Raw genomic sequence first — 20,498 nt, forward strand, 5'->3', positions numbered from 1 at the left:
TTATCCGATCAGATTTTCCGTGGCTTCCGCTTCCAGATACGGCACGCCGTTGATGTTCACGAACTTGGGGCTGGTCACAAAATATTTGATTTTGTGCGTCGCCACACCGCCCCCCTTCGGATCAATATCCAGAAGATTACTTAGCTGGAGTTTGTTGCCAAACGATTCCACTTTCATTTCCTCGCTACCCGCTTTGGCATAAAAAAGAAAATCCAGTGGTTCAATACCACGCCACGAACCTGCGGCGCGGGCTTTAGCTGTCAGTACGCCCAGCACCTTTGAACTGACCTCAATTTCTCCCTCTGCGGCCACATCACCATCAACATGACCATCCGGCACACCACGGGTCTGGGCGGCGGTGCTGTTATCCGTGATATCAAGTGTGATTTTCTCGATATGGATCAGATCACCGTCAAGGTAGGTATCAAAGGACATGCCCGAAATACGTTTACTCATGCAGCGGCCTCCAGACTGGCATCAAGTAACAGACTGATAGTGATTTGCAGCGGAACTTCCCAGGTGCGCACCACCAGATAAATATCCACCGTCTTTTTGTTCTTCCAGACAATGGTCACATCACCATCCTGCGGCGGCTTCACTTCCCCCGGAAATGACACCCCATTAATACTGGCGGCAGTAGACATTTCACGCAGCGGACGTGCAAACAGCGTCTGGTGTGCAGCAATGCTGCCCGGCGTGCTGTTCAGTGAACGATCTGCGATTTTGCTGATAGCCAGCAAACGCACACGACGCGCCGCTTTATCGGCAACACGCAGGGTTTCAATTGACTGGTAATCACCCCCTTCCACATCAAGCGTGCGCCCGTCAGACCAATAAAAGCCGTCATAGTCCGGGTACCACATCGGCACACTAAAGCGCTGCGCTTCCAGTGCCTGAAGTGTGGCCAGTTCCAGCACAACTCCGGCACCATCAACCGGCATTTCATCACTGCCCAGGTTCAGCAGCGCCCCGGTTTTCACACGGGCTGGACTGTCTGCGATAGTCACTGCACGGCTACACAGACGCCCCGCCAGCACACCCGGTTCATTCCCCCACAGACGCGGAACCAGCTGTACTGACTTTTCGGCAATACCATCCTGAAGGGTGGCCATGCGTACCAGATAATCCGCCTGTGCTTCTTCGTTCTGCATCCCCTGCGCGGCCAGAATGAACCACACCCAGCGGCTATACTTTGAAATCAGCGTGGATCGTAACGTCACGGCCTGATTTACCTGCGCTTTAGTGGCTACATCATCAGACAACACCACGCCTTCCACAGAGCACACCACCTGCGCGGCCAGAACCGCTTTAACCCAGGCGTCCTCCTCCGCTTCAGCTGACAGGACGTGAATGAATCCCCACCAGTTCTGGCCAGCATTCGCCAGCGCAGCCAGAACATCATTTTTCAGCGGGCTGGCCTCCTCACCCAGCAGTGAATCAAAATCACTCTGGGCATTCACCGCCAGCGTTTTCCCTACATTTTTGGTACCCGTACCGATAAACAGCAGCGTGCGTTCCACTTCATTGGTTTCGCCCAGAAGCTGATTTACCTGGTTCACTGTCACATTTGGCCAGGTCATGTTTTCCCCTTAATATCCTGCGCCTTAACATTCCAGCCAAAGCCAATGGCCTGAAGCTGACGCGCCAGCGCTTTATCAAATTCATCGTCATTCATGCCCAGGAATACACGGGCAGGAAGTTCCACTGTCCAGCTTGTTTTCACCGCTTTACCGCTTAACTTCCGAATCAACAGCCCCGCCTGGTTGTAAGGCATCGTCTGCGTAATCTCACCCAGTGTGGGCTTTTTCCAGCGCTTGCCAGTTCGTACCCGATAGCCCAGCGCCCTCAGTTTTTTGGCCTGTGCTGGCGTGGCCATTTTCCCGGCCTCTGCCTTCCGTGACTGATTGCGACGACTGACAGTCACGCGCATTCCGTTTTGCTGTGCGTAACCTACTGTCCCGGCCGGAACCGGTGTTTCCCCGTTCCGGTAGCCACCACCCTGCAAATAGATCCGCACAGCCTGAATTTCTGGCATTTCACGGATATGCAGCAGCTTTGGCAGGTTACGCAGCATTTTCCCTTTGCGTTTTGTCTTACGCCCTGGCCACTTCTGACCATCCGGTGATTCCTGATTGCGCACATGCCGTTTCGCCGCAGCGATCACGCCATATTTGGCCAGACGCCAGATCAGACGCTGCCGTTTTCTCGGCGGCAGATCCATGCTGGCCAGCGCCTTGCGCAATTCGGCCAGCTGCTTTTTATTCAGCTCGCCACCGACAATCATTCCCCCTCACCTACCGGCGCACCAGCCTCATCCACGCTGTAAATGCTGGCAGTCAGCGCCGTCCAGATTTCAGGCTCAACCAGTGACCAGCGCTCCCCCTGCCACGGAATAGCTCCGTTATCGTCCCGCCTGATCACCAGTTCTTCCACCATCGGCACGGTCAGCACAACAGTGGCCGTTTCCTCATCCTCTACCGATACATCCCAGTCTGGTTCCGCCTCACTCAGCCCCACTTCATCCAGTAGTTCCCTGTCAGCATCATCCAGCCACGCCGCCAGTAAGGACATAAGCAACTGCGGAGGACACAGGCGATAAGGGAAACGCCCCCAGCTCAGCACCGCGTCATACCGGATCACAGCCTGGCGGTATTGTCCCAACCCGTAATCCTTCGCCGCAGGAATGAACTTCATCTCATCCAGCACGCTGTCAAACGACTGCATCGCGCGGGGCGGGACGTTCTCTTTAAAAAATTCGGTCAGGCTTTGAATCTGCGTCTGGCTCATACTTTTTTCACCGTTGCCCTTTTCAGCCCTTTCATACGGCGGATCACCACTGAAGCCTCAGCAAGTAATCCGGCGCGGGTTTCCTGGCTTTCCTGTCCAGGATGAGAATCACGCCGCCCGATTGTGGCAAACTCCCCCAGCAGATCCGCTTTTGCCCTGGCAAATACAGCTTTCATGTACTGAGCGCACAGACTGTTAAGCCCGCCCATTTTTACGCCCGGCACATCCGCAGCCAGCACATATCCTTTTGTTTTCCAGATGGCTTCCACGTTCTCCAGCTCCGCATTGACCTCCGCTACAGCTGCAAGCAGCGCCTGGCTGATTGTGTCCGCGTCAATATCTGGCGGCAGTGACCGCTGCGCCTGAAAGTCTTTCAGGTTCAGATCCGGCCAGAAGCCGTTATTTGTCAGCGGCTCATCCTGATAATCCAGCGGCTTTCCGCTAAACATAATTCCCCCGAAAAAGGCGGACTGACCGGTTTCCACGGCGCAGTTACACACAAGGTGTTCTGCCCTCCACCGCGTCCGCCTGGCTTGCGGTAGTCGTTTTTATTTCGTCAGACTGCGAATGCGTGCCGCAATCTGTGCTCGCATAGTAGTTACACCTATGCGCTTATAGAGATTTTCAGCACAGGCCAGCAGTTCATTGGCCTTTAACAACGTGTCAACATCTTCCACTGCCGTAGCGCGTGGCTGGCCGTTGTCGTCGCGTAACAGCATCAATCCGGCAAATTTAAACCACTTGGCGGTAATCTCTTCATGAAGCCGCCAGCGCTGAGTCACTTTCTCAAAAACCTGTGAAAAATATGGCTCGACACTTTCCCCCGCTGCTGCCGTGCTTTCCGCCCACTCCATCACCGTATCAGCGACAAATACCGGAAAGCGGCTCTTAATGTTCTCCGGCGTTGGCTGTTGCTGCTCAATCGCGATATCAGCCAGGCGCAACGCCTCATCAAGCTCACCAACATCGAACATCCACACAACGAACCAGGCAAAGACCGGGTTTTCATACACGCTTTCACCTGTCAGATATTCATCAACAGTCGGCTTCCAGCGTGGAATCAGCTCATCGCGCTTGTATGTCACACGATCTGCAATCGTCGGGAGTCCACGTAAAAACGCGATATCCTGATTCAGGATCTGGATTTGCACATGCAGACTCTCCAGCGTTTCAATCGCCCGGCGCTTTTTCAGTTGCTGTTCAGCCAGAATGCGCTGGCTATGACGCTGTGCGGGAGAAAGTGCCATTTATCAACCCTCCGCTGGTTCAGATACTGCGCCGATGGTCACCGCCGATTCATCAATGGCTGCATACAGTTCCGGCACTTCAATGGCGTAACCTTCGTTGCGCAGGTAACTGTTTTCGTATTGTTTGCGATCATCCTCAAAGCGGGCTTTACGCTGGCGCGTATTACGCTGGGTATAGATGTGCAGGTTACTCAGTGGCGTAACCACCATACGTTTACCCGGCATGAATGGCGGAATAATCGCTTTGCGCCCGGCAATGGTGCTACCCAGCATCTGCGCTGCAATTTTCTCTGTTGGACGGTCAGCTGCCTGATACAACCGGTACTGTTCAGCAGCAACCAGGTCTGCACCAACCAGCACAACCAGACGCGGATCATTACGGTACTGCGCCGGAATTTTGGCGTTAATCAAATCCTGCGCCATAGCATCCAGTGATTTGTAGTCACCGGCCTGATCCAGTACGACTTCATCATTCATAATCTGATTACCGTCGAGCAGTGTTTTCATGCGTTCATGCCAACCGATGTTCACATCCTCACCGTTTGGGTTGGCTTCAGCATCAGTAGTGGCCGCACGATGCGTACCGTTGAAACCAATGCGCAACATGTCCAGAGCGAAAATCTGGGTTGAAAAGGATTGCACCAGATTGAAGAACTCATTTTCTTCTTTACCGGCGTTAGCCCATACGGAAAGCAAATCCCAGCGCAATGCGGCGCAGCTGTCCGTTTCAACCAGATCGTAGGTATTACCATCCACACCAACCTGACGAACAAAGCGCCCTGCTGCATTACGGCCAGTATGAAGCCGCGATGCGCCCACAGAAATCACCTGGCCAGAAAGCTGGTCTACGTCAAGACAGGTAATCATTTCCAGAAATTCAACTGATTCCAGCATGGCCAGACGCAGCGCATTTTCCTGCGGGTCATTTAGTGAGAAAAAGCGGCTTGGATCACGAGTACCCATTTGCTCGGCCATTCCCACCGAATATTTATCGAGTAAATCCCGCGCACGATTATTAAGGTGCATAAAACTCCCTCGCAATTAAGCGATAATAAAAATTAACCTGCGTTATTCAGCGTTAAAGCGGATTACAGAAAATTAAACTTCCCGGCTTTTTCCGAAATTTTACGCCCAGGTGAACGGGTTGATTTACTACCTAAATCGTTAAAACGTTTAACGATATCTTTCGCATTATCACGAATAGCGGCAAATTCTTCCGTGTCAACCACTTCGGAAATGGTATCAACATCATCCTGAACGTCATTAATCTGACTTTCAATTTTTGCGACACGCGCTTCCAGATCGTTTACCACATTAGCAAGCGCCTGCAACTTATCATCATCCGGCGCAGGATTATCCTGCGTGGTTTCATCTTCAAATTTCGGCTTGATACCAAACAATTTTTGCCAGTTCTTCATTTTTCCTTCCTGTTTTATTTTTCCGTCACGGGAAATTACACAGCTGTAATAGCCCTGTTCAGATAATTTTTTACGCCGACTACTAAAGCGCAGCCGTGTGGTGCCAATACTGGCTGGCGTGTCTGTTACCGCCAGCCCTTTCAGGTAAGTCCGTCCGCTACCGCGCCAGTTCTCTTCCGGCTCAATGGAGAAAAATAAAAGCTGATCTTCATGGTTGGCGAAAATCAGGCGCATATTCGGGCAAAGGCTGACATATAACCGCGCCAGACCATCATCACCATCACTCCAGGTGGCTTCCAGCACCTCACCGAAATTACCGCAATCGTCCTCATGTTCTGGCCAGATTAAAGCAACCCAGTGGTTATAGTCATAGGTTTCACCCATATCTATAATCCACTGCCGTTTAATTACTCTGCCATCAACGGTATCACCTTCGGTAGCAACACACAGCCAGTCAGTTTTTAAATGTGACATATCCCCCCTGCTCCACTCCCTGACGCTGCAAATCAATTATTGCCAATAAATACCGCCACCGCATTACGCTTTATTCTGTTCAGTTCGGTTATAACGCTTTACCGAACAGACACGAATTAACACCACCGTTTTTTCATTACAGCCACGGCATAATTATCCGCATGGCTAAATACTCTGAAGAATTAAAAGGCGTTGTCCGCGCACTTTATCTGCGCCGCTATACGCCAAAGGAAATTGCATCTGAATTAAATCTGCCGAATGCGCGGATCGTTTACTACTGGGCGGAGAAATATAGCTGGGCGGATTTGCTCAGTTTTGAAAGCACAGAGGAAGCAATTGAACGCCGTTACCAGCTGCTGGCCAGCCGCGACAACAAAACCGATCTCGACCTGAAAGAAATGGACATGCTTATCGCACATGCCACGAAACTGCGTGCGCAAAGTAATAAGCATAAAGAGAAGATGGCCAACAGCCAGGGGGGAAATCAGAACAGCGAACAAACAGGAGAATACGCTGTTCACGACGAAAGCCGGAAAGGGAAACGCAAATACAAGAAAAATGATATCTCATCGCTGACGCAGGAGGACTTTGACGCATGGGCTGATGAACATCTTTTTGAATATCAGAAGCACCTGCGCAATAACATTGGCCAGCAAGTCAGGAACATACTGAAAAGCCGTCAGATCGGTGCGACCTGGTATTTTGCGTTTGAAGCGTTTGAAAACGCGGTGATGACCGGCGATCCGCAAATATTTCTGTCGGCATCAAAGGCTCAGGCTGAAGTGTTCCGGTCTTACATCGTGAACATTGCAGAGCAGTATTTCGGTATCACGCTGACCGGCAACCCGATCCGTTTAAGCAACGGCGCAGAACTGCGCTTTCTGTCCACCAACAAAAACACTGCACAGTCCTACAGCGGCCACCTGTACTGCGATGAATATTTTTGGGTGCCAAACTTCGCCAGACTTAACGAAGTGGCCAGCGCAATGGCCACACATGACAAGTGGCGTACCACCTATTTTTCAACACCGTCAGCAAAGACACACCAGGCGTACCCGTTCTGGACAGGCGATGAATGGAAACAGGGCAGCAAGAAACGTGCGGCCATTAAGTTCCCGTCCTTTGACGAAATGCGTGATGGCGGGCGACTCTGCCCGGATGGACAGTGGCGCTATGTCATTACGATGGAGGATGCCATTGCGGGCGGCTTCAACCTGGCCAACATAGAGAAACTGCGCAACCGCTACAACACCGCCACATTCAACATGCTCTACATGTGCGTGTTCGTTGACAGCAAGGATTCCGTTTTCAGCTTTTCCGACCTGGAAGCCTGCGGCGTGGAGGTGGACACCTGGCAGGATCACAACCCCGATGCGGCGCGGCCATTCGGTGATCGCCCGGTATGGGGAGGTTTTGACCCGGCACGCAGCGGGGATTTGTCCTGTTTTGTGATTATCGCTCCGCCACTGCTCGCCGTGGAGAAATTCCGCGTTCTGAGAGTTATTTACTGGAAGGGCATGAACTTCCGATACCAGGCAAAGCAGATAGAAAAACTGTTCAGCCAGTACAACTTTTCTTATCTGGGCGTTGACGTGACCGGCATTGGCCAGGGTGTTTTTGACAACATCCAGCACTTTGCCATGCGCGTGGCCGTCGCAATTCGTTACGACCTGAACACCAAAAATAAGCTGGTACTGAAAGCAGCGGACGTGGTGGAAAGCCAGCGTATCGAATGGGACAAAAACCTTAAGGAGATCCCGGCCAGCTTCATGGCCGTGCGCCGTACAACAACCCAAAGCGGTAACGCGATGACATTTGTCGCTGACCGCAGTCAGGATACCGGACATGCGGAAGCATTCTGGGCAATTACCCACGCGCTACATAACGAACCTCTTAACTATGAAAACAAACCGCAGTCCCGCTGGGGCGTAAGGAAAAAGGCAGCATGAGTAAAAAGAAACGCTTCATTAAGCGCGACCAGCGCGGCGATAAGTCCAAAAAAATGAGCATTATCACATTCGGCAAGCCTGAACCGGTACTGACTACCGGCACAGACTACCGTGATATCTGGTACGACAACGCCGCCGATCATTTCACACAACCGATTGACCGGCTGGCGCTGGCACAGCTGATTAACCTTAACGGGCAGCATGGCGGCATCATCCACGCCCGCAAGAATATGATTATCTCCGACTACAAAGGAGGTGGCCTGATTCATGACCAGCTTGAGGCGGCAGCATTCGACTATATAACGTTTGGTGATATCGCAATTGGTAAAATCCGCAATGGCTGGGGAGACGTGATCGGCCTTGAACCTCTCCCCGGACTGTATATCCGTCGCCGGAAGGTCAGGGACAATGCCACGGATCAGCCTGGCGATTACGTGGTATTACAGGAAGGGGAACCGGAGGTATGGCCGCAGGAAGATATTATTTTCATTAAGATGTACGACCCGCAACAGCACATCTACGGGCTACCGGATTACATCGGCGGTGTGCATTCTGCGTTACTCAACAGTGAAGCTGTCATTTTCCGGCGCCGTTATTACCACAACGGTGCGCACACGGGCGGTATTCTATACACCCGCGACCCCAGCATGACGGACGAAATGGAAGAAGAGATTGAACAGCAGCTGCGCGACAGTAAAGGGATCGGCAACTTCTCCACCATTCTGGTAAATATTCCTGGTGGCGACGGTGACGCTATCAAATTCATTGAAATGGGTGATATTTCCGCAAAGGATGAGTTTGCAAACGTCAAGAATATCAGCGCCCAGGACATTCTGAATGCACACCGCTTTCCTGCTGGCCTTGCCGGAATCGTTCCGCAGAACACTGCCGGACTGGGCGACGTTGAAAAGGCTGAACGTATTTACAAGAAAAGCGAAGTTGCACCCATTCAGCGCCGGTTCATGCTGGCCGTTAACAACGATCCCGAAATACCGGAAAGACTGCACCTTAACTTTGATTTAAGTTACGCAGAATCAACAGATAAGGATGCGGTATGAGACGAAAAAGGCTAAAATCCAGGCATTATTTAACAGCTGGAGCATGGAATATGCGAGTTCTGAAAATCGAATGCCCGGAATGCGGCTCAAAGGCTGTTATTCGTAAAACAAACCGGAAACACCGACAGATTGCCGATATTTACTGCGCCTGTTCAGATGTGGAGTGTGGTCATACGTTTGTCATGAATCTGACGTTCTCCCACACTCTCAGCCCCAGCGCTAAAACGGGTGATGCAATGGTGCAAAAAATACTGGGTGCACTTTCACCCGATCAGCGTCAGATGGCATTAGACCTACTGAAAGCGACACCCGCCGCCTAAGCCCCCTGACTGGGGGCTTTTCACTTCTTTCCTGACCATTTCCCGCATTTCTCCCGCGATTTCACCAATCCAGGCCAAAGCGATCGTTTTCTCTCTCTGGTCACTTTCGTAAACATGGGCAATTTTGGCCAATAACTCAATGCGCTCCAGCTGTGCCGACGCTTCCAAAAGATCCATTTAGCCCCCAAAAACATAAAATAACTGGATATACATACAGTACACCTTTAAGCACAAATTGTGAAATTTAATTTCCTGCTATCTACCGACAAAAAGAAGGTGTTTCACAGACTTACAACACTATACCCATCCCGGCCATAACTCCTGGACTGGCTCTTTTCGCGCTTCCTGCAACCTGCCATTACGATAAATCAGGGCTGTATGGCCAAACCTTAAACCACTCCCCCGCGTCAGTATGGTGATTTCCTCATCAGAACCATCAAAACCACGACTGCGTAACTCCAGTTTTAACCGTCTGCGGGTTCCCCCCTCAGTACAGTTATTGACAGAACTCCAAGGGTGTTTAAGGTCAAGGTCAAAACCCGCCTCCGCTGACGCTTCGGCCAACTTCGTAACCTTCTGCCACTTCACCAGACGCGTACATACCTCAGAATCTGGAATATGTGGCGAGTAGATGCCCTGTACGCGCTGCACGTCCTCTGCGTATTCGTTACCCTGCTCAGTTACCTCATACGCCAGGCGGACGGTCAGATCCTTACGCATAACAAACGCGCCCCCCTGGCACTCGGTATAAGCTCGCCAGTCGCCCACGTCTGCTGCAAAACGCACGTTATCCATATCTTCAGTTGGTAAAATCTGTCCATCACCTGGCAGACGGCGCAGCTCACGCCATACCGTCACCGGCGCACCGCCTATCTGCTGGAACTGTCTAATGCGCCAGCGTGATGCCCATGCTGAAACGGCTTTAGCCATATCGCGCAGGTTTTCCCCGGTCTCATCATCTTTTTCGCCATCGAGCGAAAAGCCATCAATATTCTTTGATATGTATTTAGCGATATAGCCAGTGGCCGACCCCTTTTTAGGATCGATAGGCTCAACATGAAAACGCGCCTTAAGCGCGTGGGGGGTTTGTAGTTCTTCAGAATCAGTGATACGTGCGTGATAGCAAAGAATATCGCGTACCGTGTCCACATCCTGTGGGCGCATAAAAAGCAACATATGCCAGTGGGGTGTCCCATCATGGTGAGGCTCTACAACCCGAAACCCAAAGACATGGATACCCGCGCGGGAGAGCGCTGCGCGGGCTTTTGCCCATACACCACATAGATAGCGCTGGGTATCCTGCGGCGTGTATCCATTCCATTGAGAAACAAAGCCGCCTTTACTGTGCACTGCATGGAAACGTGATGGTGCGGTGATGGTATAAAACTCACCGGCCAGCCGTTCGTCATTGGCAATATCTTCAAATCCGCGCATACGAACCATCAATTCACAGCGACGTATCGCTGGATTGGCCACGCTACCATGAACCATATCAGCCAGCGCTACGCGATCCCCATGCTCATTTATCAGGTCGAATTTTTTAAAAAACTCAGCGTTGCGCTTTTTCTGTTCTATCCATTCGCCCAGAGTTTTACGGGACACATAAGCACTGGCTGCTTTCTGTACCTGCCCCACAGCTATAGCCAGATGCTCACGCTGTACATCACGCGCACGCTTAAGGCGCTGATACCACCACTCTGGCGCCATCATGCGCAGGATGCCGGATTCAGCCTTGCGCGTTTCCAGTTGGCCGTCACTGGCTTCATGTTCCGCCCAGTACGGAGGCTGATTATTCAGCATCAGTGAACAGGCGCACAAATGGCGATAAGACTCCAGCGTACGGCGGCGCAGCTCTGCGGCATCTTCAGTGCTGCCCATAAACTGATCGGTGAAGTCATACAGTGACTGGGAGATCCAGCCAGATATCTGTCCAGACAGTTTTTTAAGATCTGGACGGTCAAGTGATGGCAGTCGCTCCAGCGACTTACCAAAAGGAAGATCAAGTGCATCAGCGGCCAGCTTGTAACGTGCGGCCACTTTGCGCAGACGTGGCAATACATTCCCGCCGATAGTCTGACGCAGAAATGTATTGGCACGGCGACGCCCGTCACGACCAGCCAGCAGCTTTTCATAACGGTTGCCAAAATACCCGGCTAACCAGTCGGGTATCTCATGCAGGTACTGGGAGCGCCATTCATAATCCTCTGGATTAACAGCCCATAAACGGCGCTCTGTGATGGTGGCATCTGCTGGCGTTCCCGGCGCAAAGGTTTCACGCCGCCAGGCATCGACGGCGTGATGTTGGCCAATATCCAGCATATCAGCCACGATTAACCCATTTTTTCCAGAAATCAATCAGGAATGCCACCAGCACGGCCGCGACCAGTGGTAGCCAGAAAACTGCACTTAAAGTGATCAGCAAAAAGTCATCAACATCATGACTGAAGTCATCCTGCTGTTCATCCCATAAGAGAAAAACAAAGGTAATACAGGCAAATAAGGCATAAACGCCGATCAGGATTTCCATCATCATGCCCCCACCACCTGAACATCGTTCGTTACGTTGATGGGGGACTTAATAATCAATTCAGCTGCTGATTTCTGACTTGTAGCCGCTGCACCAACACTGCGCGGCGCATTAATACGCACTGATTTAAAACCGGCGTAAAGGTAATGCACCATTTCAAGATCGCTATTTGATGCGACGACACTAACACCCTTCATCGCCAGCTTTCGCAACTTACGCGCCAGCCGACCATGATCCATATGCGAAAAACCACGCTCATGGTAAGCCGTGAAATTATCGGCATCGGTCAGATATGGCGGATCGCAATACACCACATCGCCAGGCCGCACCAAATCAAGCGTTTCTGAATAATTGGCAGTGATAAACGTTGCTCGTTTGGCTTTATCTGCAAACGCGCGGATCTCATCAACTGGGAAATAGGGCTTTTTATACTTCCCAAACGGGACATTAAACTGGCCACGGCGATTGTATCGGCACAGGCCATTGAAGCAGTGCCGGTTCAGGAACAGGAAACGCGCAGCAGCTTCCACAGATTCAGAACCAAAGGATTTGCCGGACTGGTTGAAGGCATCACGCACCGCGTAATAGAAAATTGCCCGGCTTTCTTCATCGCCTAGTGAACCGGCAGAAAATAAACCCTCCAGCTCAATGAGCAACGCATCAGTGTGATAAGCCATCGTCTTATACAGATTAACCAGATCAGGATTTACATCAGCGATCAGATACTCGTCATAATCCGTATTCATCATGACGGCGCACGAACCAGCGAACGGCTCAACCAGACGCTTTCCCTTTGGTAAATGAGGACGTAGCTTTGGCATAAGGCGGGCTTTACTGCCCACCCATTTAAGCGGAGTTTTAATGGCCATATTCAACCCCGTTTAAAAGCAGCCCTGATACGCCGTTAGAAATGATGTACTCCATCACTTCAAGCGGTGACATTGAACGAATGGACAGAACTACCCAGCGGTCTACACCAGCGATAATTTCATTCACCGGCAAAACATGAGTGATAACCGCCGCCCACTCTCGCCCGGTGTATTTCCCGTGCTTCCACTCACACAGCGAAAGAACATCACCTGTTTTATAGTTACGATCATTCTTACGCAGTTCTGCTTTTTTCTGGCCAGCGACTACTGCGTTAAGGTACTTGGGCGCAATTTTTATCGTGTGAATTTTGATGGTCATTTGGCACCACCTTTGAGCATGGCGGCACGGCAGATGTTCCAGATTTCCTGAGTTAATGCGTGATCTCTCAAACCGGATGATAATAAATTAATAATCCTGCTAGTTAATCCGGGTGGGATTTCATCCGGTACTATCGGCACTCTCGGTCTGCCCTGGCTATCCGATGGCGCTAAAGGTGCATTTCTCAGTGCAGAGGACAGCATTTCAATATCTGGCTGGGCTGGCTGCGGCAACATGGCTTTGAATGCTTCGATATTGGCTTCATGTTCTGCACGTTCTTCCCGTGTCATAGCGTCAATTTCAGCGTAATAGTCGGCGCGACGTTGAAGCGCAGTAAGCAAAGTCTCTGTTTTACAGCCCTTGCCGATAATAAGGCCTGGCTTTAATTCCACGGAGCACGGAAGAGTTGCAGGAACTACCGATACTGGCTGGGCGGCATAGACCTCAATGACGCCGTTATCAATAGGCCACTCGCCATCCCTGATGTAATCCGTGGTTCCTTCCACCTGCTGATCGGCAATGTGGAAAGCTCCAATCGGCTCAGCCGTCAGCGATGCCAGCGCTATTTTGCCCATAACCACCTCACGTCTGTAGTAGTCGCGCGAAACGGGATCAGTGCTTGGATCAGCAATAATTTCCTCTATCACCTCGCAACGCCGCTGCGCATGTCCTATTAACTGCTCTTTGGTGAATTGGCTATTCAGTTCCATGCTGCACCGCCTTTGCTGCAAATCGCTGCGGCTTCTTCGCGGATTAACTCAACGATTTCCGTTGCGCTTAAACCTTCATTGGCTGCATGGGTGGCCAGCTTTTCCAGACGAATGGAACACAGATCAGCTGCTGCGGCTTTACCTTCCTGCGTGGCTTTGGTGAGCATGGCCAGCAGGTCAGCGCCTGATTTTGTTGCAGGTAAATCCTGACGTGTCATGTGCATTTTGGTTTCCTTAAGGCAAAAGAATCCCCGGCCACTTGAGCTGTGGCCAAAAATTTCTGGTAGTTAATTAGTGAAAAATGGGTTGAACAGTGACGGCTGAATAGTTCGGCGCAGGAACCTGGTGCAACTCGTAAGTGTGTCGCCACCACTCCTGGATCAGCGCCTTAATTTCGCCAACGCCCAACGCACCAGCTGCATAGAAAAGTGCACGGATTCCGGCCAGTGCTTCAATCTGCGCTTCTTTGTTTTCCGCCTCGCGGTAAACGCAGCACCAGAAAGCCGCATTAATGGCCAGCCAGTGGCGCGGACTTGTCATGTGTTCTGTGTCGTTAAAGAAGAACGGATGCAACGCGATACGCCCATCTTTCGCAGTGCTTTTCGCTGCAAAGGTAACAGCGTAATTATGTGGGACACCCCACGCGGCCAGCTCCGCCCCCAACATTTTTCCTTCAACTGAAATAATGGTCATTAGTGATTCCCCTGTTGCTGTAACTTATTAACGATGTGAGGAGCAATAATCATCTGCACCCCGTTACGACTGCTGATCGGGTGTGCCTTTTTGATTGGACGGCTTGCTGACCGGGTGGAAAAATCGCTGTCACGCAACGACCCAAAACCATCAAGCGTAAGACGCGCGCGGGCTATGCCCTGACGCAGTTGGATCATTGCTCTGTAGTCCAGGCGTTCAAAAAGCTCTCGCCAGCAGCATTTACTTAAGTGGGCTTTAAACACCCCAGTTCCAGAAGTCACTGCGGCTGCATGAAGAACAACACCCCGCCATTCAGGAGTTAATTTGTCCCACCAGTCAGCGGCTTCGCTGCTATTGCTGAAATATTTGCGGCGAATCTGTTTTAAATGTTCCAGTCCGCGCTTTTGTTGTTCCTGGCTAATCGCCATAGCGCCCCCCTATACACCCAACCAGGCGACGGGCTTTTGTAGACAAGAAACGTAAAACCACCCCGCCTTTCATTCGAACAGGCTCATGCGCATTGAATTTATACGTGTGGCCAGGGTTCCAGCGCTGACCGTTCGGCAGTTCTATCCAGCCCGTTGAACCGCTTGGCCGTTGCATGGCGGGTGATTCTTTTTTCAGGTAAGTAACAAATGCTTTCATGTTGTTCCTCACATCATGCCTGTGGCGCTGGTTGTCACCAGATCCACCGCAGCGGCCAGAACCGGCGCAGAGTGAATGCGGGTTTCAACGGTATAAGCCAGCACAGAAAGGCTACGGATAGCATCGCGGGCGCGATCAAGAATTTGTGTACGGCGGGCGGCGGTCATATGGCCAGTTGATACGGCTTCCCCAGCAATCGCGCCCACACACGCAGTGGCGCTAAGCGCACACAGTTGCATATTGGCTTCAGTGGCATTGTTCACCGGCACGGATGGAAGGCAGTTAATCTGACCTAACATCCCATCAAGTAAACGCGCATCTTCGGTGTAATCCGTGATAGCCAAAAGCTCATCACAGGTTAGGCGGTGCGGTTGCGCTGGGTTCAGTTTGTTGCGCAGGATCTGCGACCTCATACCAACGGCAGCGGCCACATCTTCAAGATTGTGCTCAATTGCAAATGCTCGGCAAGCCGCATCAAAGTGCGCATGTTTAGAGGTCTGGTAATCAAACATTGTTTGCCTCTCCCTAATCCGTAGGATGGATTACGCGTTAAGCGAAATATCACATTCGCTTAACGCCTGAACGGTGAGCGCTGCCATATTGACTTCGACCAGACCTTTCTTTTGCTTACCCTTCGGCTTGATAGGTAATTTCCCGTATTCGATCAGGTTCCTGGCGGTTTCTTTGTTGGTGCCAGTACGGCGGCAATACTCGTCTAAAGGCAGGTATGGTTCTGGGATGATGATTGTAATATTTGGACGCATAAGGCAAACTCCACAAGTTAACCTGTACGGCAATACAGGTCTAAAAACGTCAATATTCGTAAAAAACTACAACACCGGAGAGGCTATATCGCAAAAAGCGACAAATCAAGTTTTTTTTCGCATTTTACGAGTCGCCATTGATGTAATGAGCAAATTCCCTTTAGAACAAATCGGACATAGCAGTGAAGTTTTAGACCGGGTCATTGAGGCATATGGTTTTACTTCGAAATTGATGCTCGCAGACCATTTTGATATGGCCTCCAGCAGTTTGGCGGGAAGGTACAAACGCGGCGGCTTTCCTGCGGATATGGTTGTGAGATGTGTCGCTGAAACCGGTGTTAACCTGGAGTGGCTAGCAACCGGCAACGGGCGCAAGTATAACGACGAAGAATTAGACATATTAAAGATTCCACGCCGTAAAATAGTGGATGGGCAACTGTACGAATCAGGAATACTCCTGTTAGACAAGGTTACTTTTTTACCGGGAAAACCATTACCGCAAAATCCTATCTGCGTTATTGATAACGCCACGCAATTCATTGTCGAACAAAATTTCACTGAAATTTATGATGATGATTGGCTGGTTAATGTTGAGGGCAAGCACAGCATCAGAACCCTTACGCGTATACCTGTACGGAAAGTTAGAGTTAGCGGCGTAGGAATGGCTTTTGATTGTGGAATTGACGATATAACCGTTATTGGCCGAGTGGTACTTAAAATTAAATAATTAATTTAAAGGAATATCACTACAATGGAAAAAAAAACAATTCTAAACAGTACTGTCATTTCAGCATATCTCTTAATGTTGAGTACCGCCTATCTATGGGGATTCTGGGGACATTTTGATATTAACATCCTTAATTACATTGGTGTGTCAGATATAATAAAATCTGCTATATGGCCAATGATAATAGCTATTGTGATGTATCTTACGCAAGTTGCCTTAAATATATTCAATGGCCCCAAAGCTAACTCTACTGAAAATTTCTCTTCAAAAACAAAAGGTGAGAAAATTGATATAATAATTCGTTTTAGCTACATATTACTAATGGCTGCTATAACTATTGGTGCTATTCTATACAATTTTATTACTGGCAGTAAAATGCAAAGGTACGTTTCCTTTGGCTGGGCGCTATCCACTATTTTTTATTTTACAACCAGTAGAAACAGTGCCTTGATGGAGTATATTCCGTTCAAAAACAAATCCCTTTCTTATAGCATAATCTGTGTTCTTCCTATACTTTTTCTTTCACGCGGTGTATTCGAAGGAGAGAGAATCAAGTCGGGGAAGGACACCTTTTTAATAGAGTCCAACTCCATATGTAGCAGCAGCGCTAATAACAATTACAGATATATTGACGCTTTTGCAGACAAAGCATTTGCCCTATCATTGAAAGATCATTCAATATGTATTTTCAAATATGAATATCTTAAATTAATAAAAGAAAATCAGACAACCAACAATAAATAATTATTTCGTGGGAAAAATATGTCAGTACGAAAAACTCCCAATGGACAGTGGATCGCCGACTTCTACACCGTCAACCGTAGTAATGGTAAGAGCGGGAAGCGTATACGTAAAAAATTTGCCACGAAGGGGGAAGCCCTGGCATTTGAGAATCACACGCTTCAAAAGGTAGATAGTGCGCCGTGGTTAGGTGAAGGGAAAGATAAACGAACTTTAATCGACCTGATTACAATGTGGTACGAGCGCCACGGCGTTGCCCTGCGCAATGGTGAAAAGCGTAAAGACGCAATGACCTGGGCAGCGGAGTGTATGGGTTTTCCGCTGGCCACTGAGTTTAATGCCCAGCTGTTTACAGCATACCGCGCCAAAAGGCTTGAAGGGCATTATGCCCGTACTAACCGTGTTTCTAAGGTTTCACCTAAAACAATGAACCTTGAACACGCTTATTTCCTAGCTATGTTCAATGAGCTGAAACGGATCGGTGAGTGGTCAGCACCTAACCCACTGGAGAACGTCAGACAATACCGCACAGATGAAACCGAAATGGCTTTCCTCACAGCTGAAGAAATTGATCGGCTTTTGCTGGAATGCAAACGAAGCAAAGTAAAATACTTAGAGCTAGTCGTGAAAATCTGTCTTGCTACCGGCGCAAGATGGAATGAAGCGGCAACGCTTAAAAGCTCTCAGATCGCTGGCGGTAAAGTCACATTCGTCAAAACCAAAGGGAAGCGTAACAGAACGATCCCCCTTGATGATGAACTTCTATCCGAATTGCCTGAAACGAAAGGAGCTCTGTTCCCTAAGCCCTGCTATAACGCGTTCCGCTCTGCGCTGGAACGCGCAAGCATTGAACTCCCCTCCGGCCAGCTTACTCATGTACTGCGCCATACATTTGCAAGCCACTTTATGATGAACGGTGGGAATATACTCGTCCTGCAAAAAATACTCGGTCATGCCGATATCACTATGACGATGCGTTATGCGCATTTCGCCCCAAGCCACCTTGAAGATGCCGTGCGGCTTAACCCACTAAAATGTCGCAAAATTGTCGCGACAACTTAGAAATACTGCCGAATAATGACGAACATTAACTAACGTAACCTATTGATAAAACTCTAAGTTATTGTTTTTCGTAGATAGTTGATGCTTTATAATATAGCCTGTGCTATATCTGTATGTAATGCAGGCATCCCTCACGGATCGATGGGATCGTAAAGTCAGGAGGTTTCTATGAACGAATTTAAGAGGTGTATGCGCGTGTTTAGCCACTCTCCCTTTAAAGTACGGTTAATGCTGCTGTCCATGCTGTGTGACATGATCAACGGCAAACCCGAGCAGGATCAGCCCTCGTCAAAATAACGCGGCGTCGCGGTACGCCGCTCCATTTTGACGCCATCTTCGCGGCCATCAAGGCGCGCTCGCGCTGTGTTTTATCTCAATACCCTTTCTTTTTGTCGGTTTTGCTGCCCCCTTCGCAAAACATTTTCCTTGTAGTAGTTGACCTTCTTATACACACGCTCTATCGTTGCGCAGCCCTGCATATATTGCGGCTCGCAGATGCGGACCCCATCCCCTCTTCACGCACTTTCCGGCAGGTATTGACCCTTAACGCCAGGGTGAGCACATGGCGTTTTTGCAATAGTGGCATATGAATTTAACCCTCAAAGACTCGCTTATTGCCCGCAGCAGGGCCATTAGCCCGTGGACTGGCTTCTACTTTTTACAGTCGCTGCTGATTAACCTCGCGTCGGGCTACCCGTTTAGCCTGTTCTATACAGCGGCCTTTACCTGCCTATTGCTGTTGCTCTGGCGCACCTCGCCGCGCGCGCAAAAGGTGTTGATCGGGCTATGCTCGCTGATCGCCGCCATGTATTTCCCGTTCGGCCAGGCCTACGGCTCGCCAAACTTTAATACGCTGCTGGCGCTGCATTCGACCAACGTGGAAGAGTCCACCGAAATCCTGACCATCTTCCCGTGGTACAACTATCTGGTAGGCCTCTTTATCTTTGCACTGGGCGTGATTGCCGTTCGCCGTAAGCAAGAGACGGAGAAAAAAGCCTGGCGCGTTGTGGACAGCGTGTGTCTGCTGTTCAGCGTCATCGCCTTTTTTGTCGCGCCGGTGCAAAACCTGGCGTGGGGCGGCGTGTTTAAATTAAAAGACACCGGCTACCCGGTTTTTCGCTTCGTGAAGGATGTCATCGTCAACAACAATGAGGTGATTGAGGAGCAAGAGCGGATGGCGAAGCTGTCCGGGATGAAGGATACCTGGACGGTCACTGCGGTTAAGCCCCGATACCATACCTACGTGGTGGTGATCGGTGAAAGTGCGCGGCGTGACGCAATGGGCGCATTCGGCGGTCACTGGGATAACACCCCGTTCGCCAGTACCGCCAACGGTTATTTTTTCATGGATTACGTTGCCGCCAGCGGCTCAACGCAAAAATCGCTCGGTTTAACGCTCAACCGCGTGGTCGACAACAAGCCGCAATTCCAGGATAACTTCGTGACGCTGGCCAACCGTGCCGGTTTCCAGACCTGGTGGTTCTCGAATCAGGGGCAAATCGGCGAATACGATACGGCTATCGCCAGTATCGCGAAACGTGCCGATGAAGCGCACTTCCTGAAAAGCGGAGACTTCGAAGCCGACAAGAATACGCGTGACGATGCGCTGTTAAAAATGACCGCTCAGGTACTGGAGACAGAACGCACGCAGCCGCAGTTAATTGTGCTGCACCTGATGGGCTCGCATCCGCAGGCCTGCGATCGCACGCAGGGAAAATACGACGTTTTCGTGCAGTCGAAAGAGACCTCTTGCTACCTGTACACCATGACCCAAACGGACGCGCTGCTGGGAAAACTGTACGCGCAGTTGCGTAACAGCGGCGACAGCTTCTCTATGGTCTACTTCTCGGATCATGGTCTCGCATTTAAAGAGCGCGGGAAAGAGGTGCAGTATCTGGCGCATGACGACAGGTATCAGCAGAATTTTCAGGTGCCGTTTATGGTGCTTTCCAGCGATGACAAAGCGCATCACGTGATTAAAGCGCGCCGCTCGGCAAATGATTTCTTAGGCTTTTTCTCGCAATGGACGGGGATCAGCGCGAAAGAGATTAAAACCAAATACCGTTTTATCTCTGAGCAGAAAGCCGGGCAGGTCTTCATCACCAACTTCAAGTTGCAGAAGGTGGATTACAATCATCTGGGTACGGATATTTTTAGTACCAAACAGCGCTAACCTGTAGTCCTGTAA

Annotated in this window: 27 protein-coding genes; 8 read left to right on the top strand and 19 right to left on the bottom strand. The window is 50.3% G+C overall.

What is annotated here, in order from left to right:
- The 8 genes from OGY62_RS06565 to OGY62_RS06600 all read right to left on the bottom strand — a co-directional run bounded on the left by OGY62_RS06565 (position 1) and on the right by OGY62_RS06600 (position 5,926).
- On the bottom strand, positions 1-456 hold the full coding sequence (locus OGY62_RS06565; RefSeq protein WP_200089698.1) for a phage protein: 456 nt from the start codon (positions 454-456) through the stop codon (positions 1-3).
- Entirely contained in the window at positions 453-1,580 is a 1,128-nt protein-coding gene (locus tag OGY62_RS06570; RefSeq protein ID WP_286451997.1) for a DUF2586 domain-containing protein, read from the bottom strand. The genes OGY62_RS06565 and OGY62_RS06570 overlap by 4 nt, the downstream gene beginning before the upstream one ends.
- A complete protein-coding gene (locus OGY62_RS06575; RefSeq protein ID WP_160880244.1) occupies positions 1,577-2,284 on the bottom strand; it encodes a hypothetical protein in 708 nt (235 codons plus the stop codon). The genes OGY62_RS06570 and OGY62_RS06575 overlap by 4 nt, the downstream gene beginning before the upstream one ends.
- Entirely contained in the window at positions 2,281-2,787 is a 507-nt protein-coding gene (locus tag OGY62_RS06580) for a phage tail protein (protein ID WP_172773932.1), read from the bottom strand. Before OGY62_RS06580 ends, OGY62_RS06575 begins: the two co-directional genes overlap by 4 nt.
- On the bottom strand, positions 2,784-3,236 hold the full coding sequence (locus tag OGY62_RS06585) for a head completion/stabilization protein (RefSeq protein WP_172773933.1): 453 nt from the start codon (positions 3,234-3,236) through the stop codon (positions 2,784-2,786). Before OGY62_RS06585 ends, OGY62_RS06580 begins: the two co-directional genes overlap by 4 nt.
- A 99-nt stretch (positions 3,237-3,335) precedes the next feature.
- Complete coding sequence (gene gpM / locus OGY62_RS06590) at positions 3,336-4,034, bottom strand: phage terminase small subunit (RefSeq protein ID WP_172773934.1); 699 nt, start codon at positions 4,032-4,034, stop codon at positions 3,336-3,338.
- A 3-nt stretch (positions 4,035-4,037) separates the two neighbouring features.
- The gene (locus OGY62_RS06595) at positions 4,038-5,060 is read right to left on the bottom strand and encodes a phage major capsid protein, P2 family (RefSeq protein ID WP_233644175.1); all 1,023 of its coding nucleotides are present in this window, start codon (positions 5,058-5,060) and stop codon (positions 4,038-4,040) included.
- Between the two features lie 62 nt (positions 5,061-5,122).
- On the bottom strand, positions 5,123-5,926 hold the full coding sequence (locus OGY62_RS06600; RefSeq protein ID WP_172773936.1) for a GPO family capsid scaffolding protein: 804 nt from the start codon (positions 5,924-5,926) through the stop codon (positions 5,123-5,125).
- A 161-nt stretch (positions 5,927-6,087) separates the two neighbouring features.
- On the opposite strand from OGY62_RS06600, the gene OGY62_RS06605 reads away from it, so the two are divergent.
- From OGY62_RS06605 to OGY62_RS06615, 3 genes are read left to right on the top strand one after another with little or no spacing between them, the layout of a single operon-like run.
- A complete protein-coding gene (locus tag OGY62_RS06605) occupies positions 6,088-7,875 on the top strand; it encodes a terminase large subunit domain-containing protein (protein ID WP_172773937.1) in 1,788 nt (595 codons plus the stop codon).
- Positions 7,872-8,933, top strand: a complete 1,062-nt coding sequence (locus tag OGY62_RS06610; protein ID WP_172773938.1) for a phage portal protein — start codon at positions 7,872-7,874, stop codon at positions 8,931-8,933. Before OGY62_RS06605 ends, OGY62_RS06610 begins: the two co-directional genes overlap by 4 nt.
- Positions 8,930-9,253: an Ogr/Delta-like zinc finger protein gene (locus OGY62_RS06615; protein ID WP_160880257.1), complete on the top strand. Its 324-nt coding sequence runs from the start codon at positions 8,930-8,932 to the stop codon at positions 9,251-9,253. The genes OGY62_RS06610 and OGY62_RS06615 overlap by 4 nt, the downstream gene beginning before the upstream one ends.
- 297 nt (positions 9,254-9,550) lie before the next feature.
- Here the strand turns inward: OGY62_RS06615 and OGY62_RS06625 are convergent, their stop codons facing one another.
- From OGY62_RS06625 to OGY62_RS06675, 11 genes are all read right to left on the bottom strand, one after another.
- Positions 9,551-11,572, bottom strand: coding sequence for a replication endonuclease (locus tag OGY62_RS06625; protein ID WP_160880294.1), 2,022 nt, complete (start codon positions 11,570-11,572; stop codon positions 9,551-9,553).
- Between the two features lies 1 nt (position 11,573).
- Entirely contained in the window at positions 11,574-11,786 is a 213-nt protein-coding gene (locus OGY62_RS06630; RefSeq protein WP_160880259.1) for a hypothetical protein, read from the bottom strand.
- Positions 11,783-12,649 (bottom strand): DNA adenine methylase, encoded by an 867-nt coding sequence (locus OGY62_RS06635; RefSeq protein WP_160880261.1) that lies wholly within the window; start codon positions 12,647-12,649, stop codon positions 11,783-11,785. The genes OGY62_RS06630 and OGY62_RS06635 overlap by 4 nt, the downstream gene beginning before the upstream one ends.
- Positions 12,639-12,968, bottom strand: coding sequence for a DUF3850 domain-containing protein (locus OGY62_RS06640; RefSeq protein ID WP_160880263.1), 330 nt, complete (start codon positions 12,966-12,968; stop codon positions 12,639-12,641). The genes OGY62_RS06635 and OGY62_RS06640 overlap by 11 nt, the downstream gene beginning before the upstream one ends.
- Positions 12,965-13,678 (bottom strand): hypothetical protein, encoded by a 714-nt coding sequence (locus OGY62_RS06645; RefSeq protein ID WP_286451996.1) that lies wholly within the window; start codon positions 13,676-13,678, stop codon positions 12,965-12,967. Before OGY62_RS06645 ends, OGY62_RS06640 begins: the two co-directional genes overlap by 4 nt.
- Entirely contained in the window at positions 13,669-13,902 is a 234-nt protein-coding gene (locus tag OGY62_RS06650; RefSeq protein WP_286451995.1) for a DUF2732 family protein, read from the bottom strand. The genes OGY62_RS06645 and OGY62_RS06650 overlap by 10 nt, the downstream gene beginning before the upstream one ends.
- A 67-nt stretch (positions 13,903-13,969) precedes the next feature.
- A complete protein-coding gene (locus OGY62_RS06655) occupies positions 13,970-14,371 on the bottom strand; it encodes a hypothetical protein (RefSeq protein WP_160880269.1) in 402 nt (133 codons plus the stop codon).
- Positions 14,371-14,799 carry a hypothetical protein gene (locus OGY62_RS06660; protein ID WP_160880271.1) on the bottom strand — a complete coding sequence of 143 codons (429 nt, stop codon included), beginning with the start codon at positions 14,797-14,799 and terminating at the stop codon, positions 14,371-14,373. Before OGY62_RS06660 ends, OGY62_RS06655 begins: the two co-directional genes overlap by 1 nt.
- On the bottom strand, positions 14,789-15,016 hold the full coding sequence (locus OGY62_RS06665; protein WP_160880273.1) for a phage filamentation protein Fil family protein: 228 nt from the start codon (positions 15,014-15,016) through the stop codon (positions 14,789-14,791). The genes OGY62_RS06660 and OGY62_RS06665 overlap by 11 nt, the downstream gene beginning before the upstream one ends.
- An 8-nt stretch (positions 15,017-15,024) precedes the next feature.
- Positions 15,025-15,528: a phage regulatory CII family protein gene (locus tag OGY62_RS06670; RefSeq protein WP_200089710.1), complete on the bottom strand. Its 504-nt coding sequence runs from the start codon at positions 15,526-15,528 to the stop codon at positions 15,025-15,027.
- 30 nt (positions 15,529-15,558) lie between these two features.
- Positions 15,559-15,780, bottom strand: coding sequence for a regulator (locus OGY62_RS06675; protein ID WP_200089712.1), 222 nt, complete (start codon positions 15,778-15,780; stop codon positions 15,559-15,561).
- Between the two features lie 145 nt (positions 15,781-15,925).
- On the opposite strand from OGY62_RS06675, the gene OGY62_RS06680 reads away from it, so the two are divergent.
- From OGY62_RS06680 to OGY62_RS06700, 5 genes are all read left to right on the top strand, one after another.
- Positions 15,926-16,507, top strand: a complete 582-nt coding sequence (locus tag OGY62_RS06680) for a phage repressor protein CI (RefSeq protein ID WP_286452001.1) — start codon at positions 15,926-15,928, stop codon at positions 16,505-16,507.
- A 24-nt stretch (positions 16,508-16,531) separates the two neighbouring features.
- Positions 16,532-17,251 carry a hypothetical protein gene (locus tag OGY62_RS06685; protein ID WP_286451993.1) on the top strand — a complete coding sequence of 240 codons (720 nt, stop codon included), beginning with the start codon at positions 16,532-16,534 and terminating at the stop codon, positions 17,249-17,251.
- A gap of 18 nt (positions 17,252-17,269) precedes the next feature.
- Positions 17,270-18,310 (top strand): phage integrase, encoded by a 1,041-nt coding sequence (locus tag OGY62_RS06690; RefSeq protein WP_286451992.1) that lies wholly within the window; start codon positions 17,270-17,272, stop codon positions 18,308-18,310.
- Positions 18,311-18,478: 168 nt separating this feature from the next.
- Positions 18,479-18,607, top strand: a complete 129-nt coding sequence (gene mntS / locus OGY62_RS06695) for a manganase accumulation protein MntS (RefSeq protein ID WP_047457949.1) — start codon at positions 18,479-18,481, stop codon at positions 18,605-18,607.
- A gap of 289 nt (positions 18,608-18,896) precedes the next feature.
- Positions 18,897-20,483 (top strand): phosphoethanolamine transferase, encoded by a 1,587-nt coding sequence (locus tag OGY62_RS06700; RefSeq protein ID WP_286459398.1) that lies wholly within the window; start codon positions 18,897-18,899, stop codon positions 20,481-20,483.
- The last annotated feature ends 15 nt before the right edge of the window (positions 20,484-20,498 follow it).

Source organism: Citrobacter sp. CK198, from assembly GCF_030333295.1.
Lineage (GTDB): Bacteria > Pseudomonadota > Gammaproteobacteria > Enterobacterales > Enterobacteriaceae > Citrobacter_B > Citrobacter_B koseri.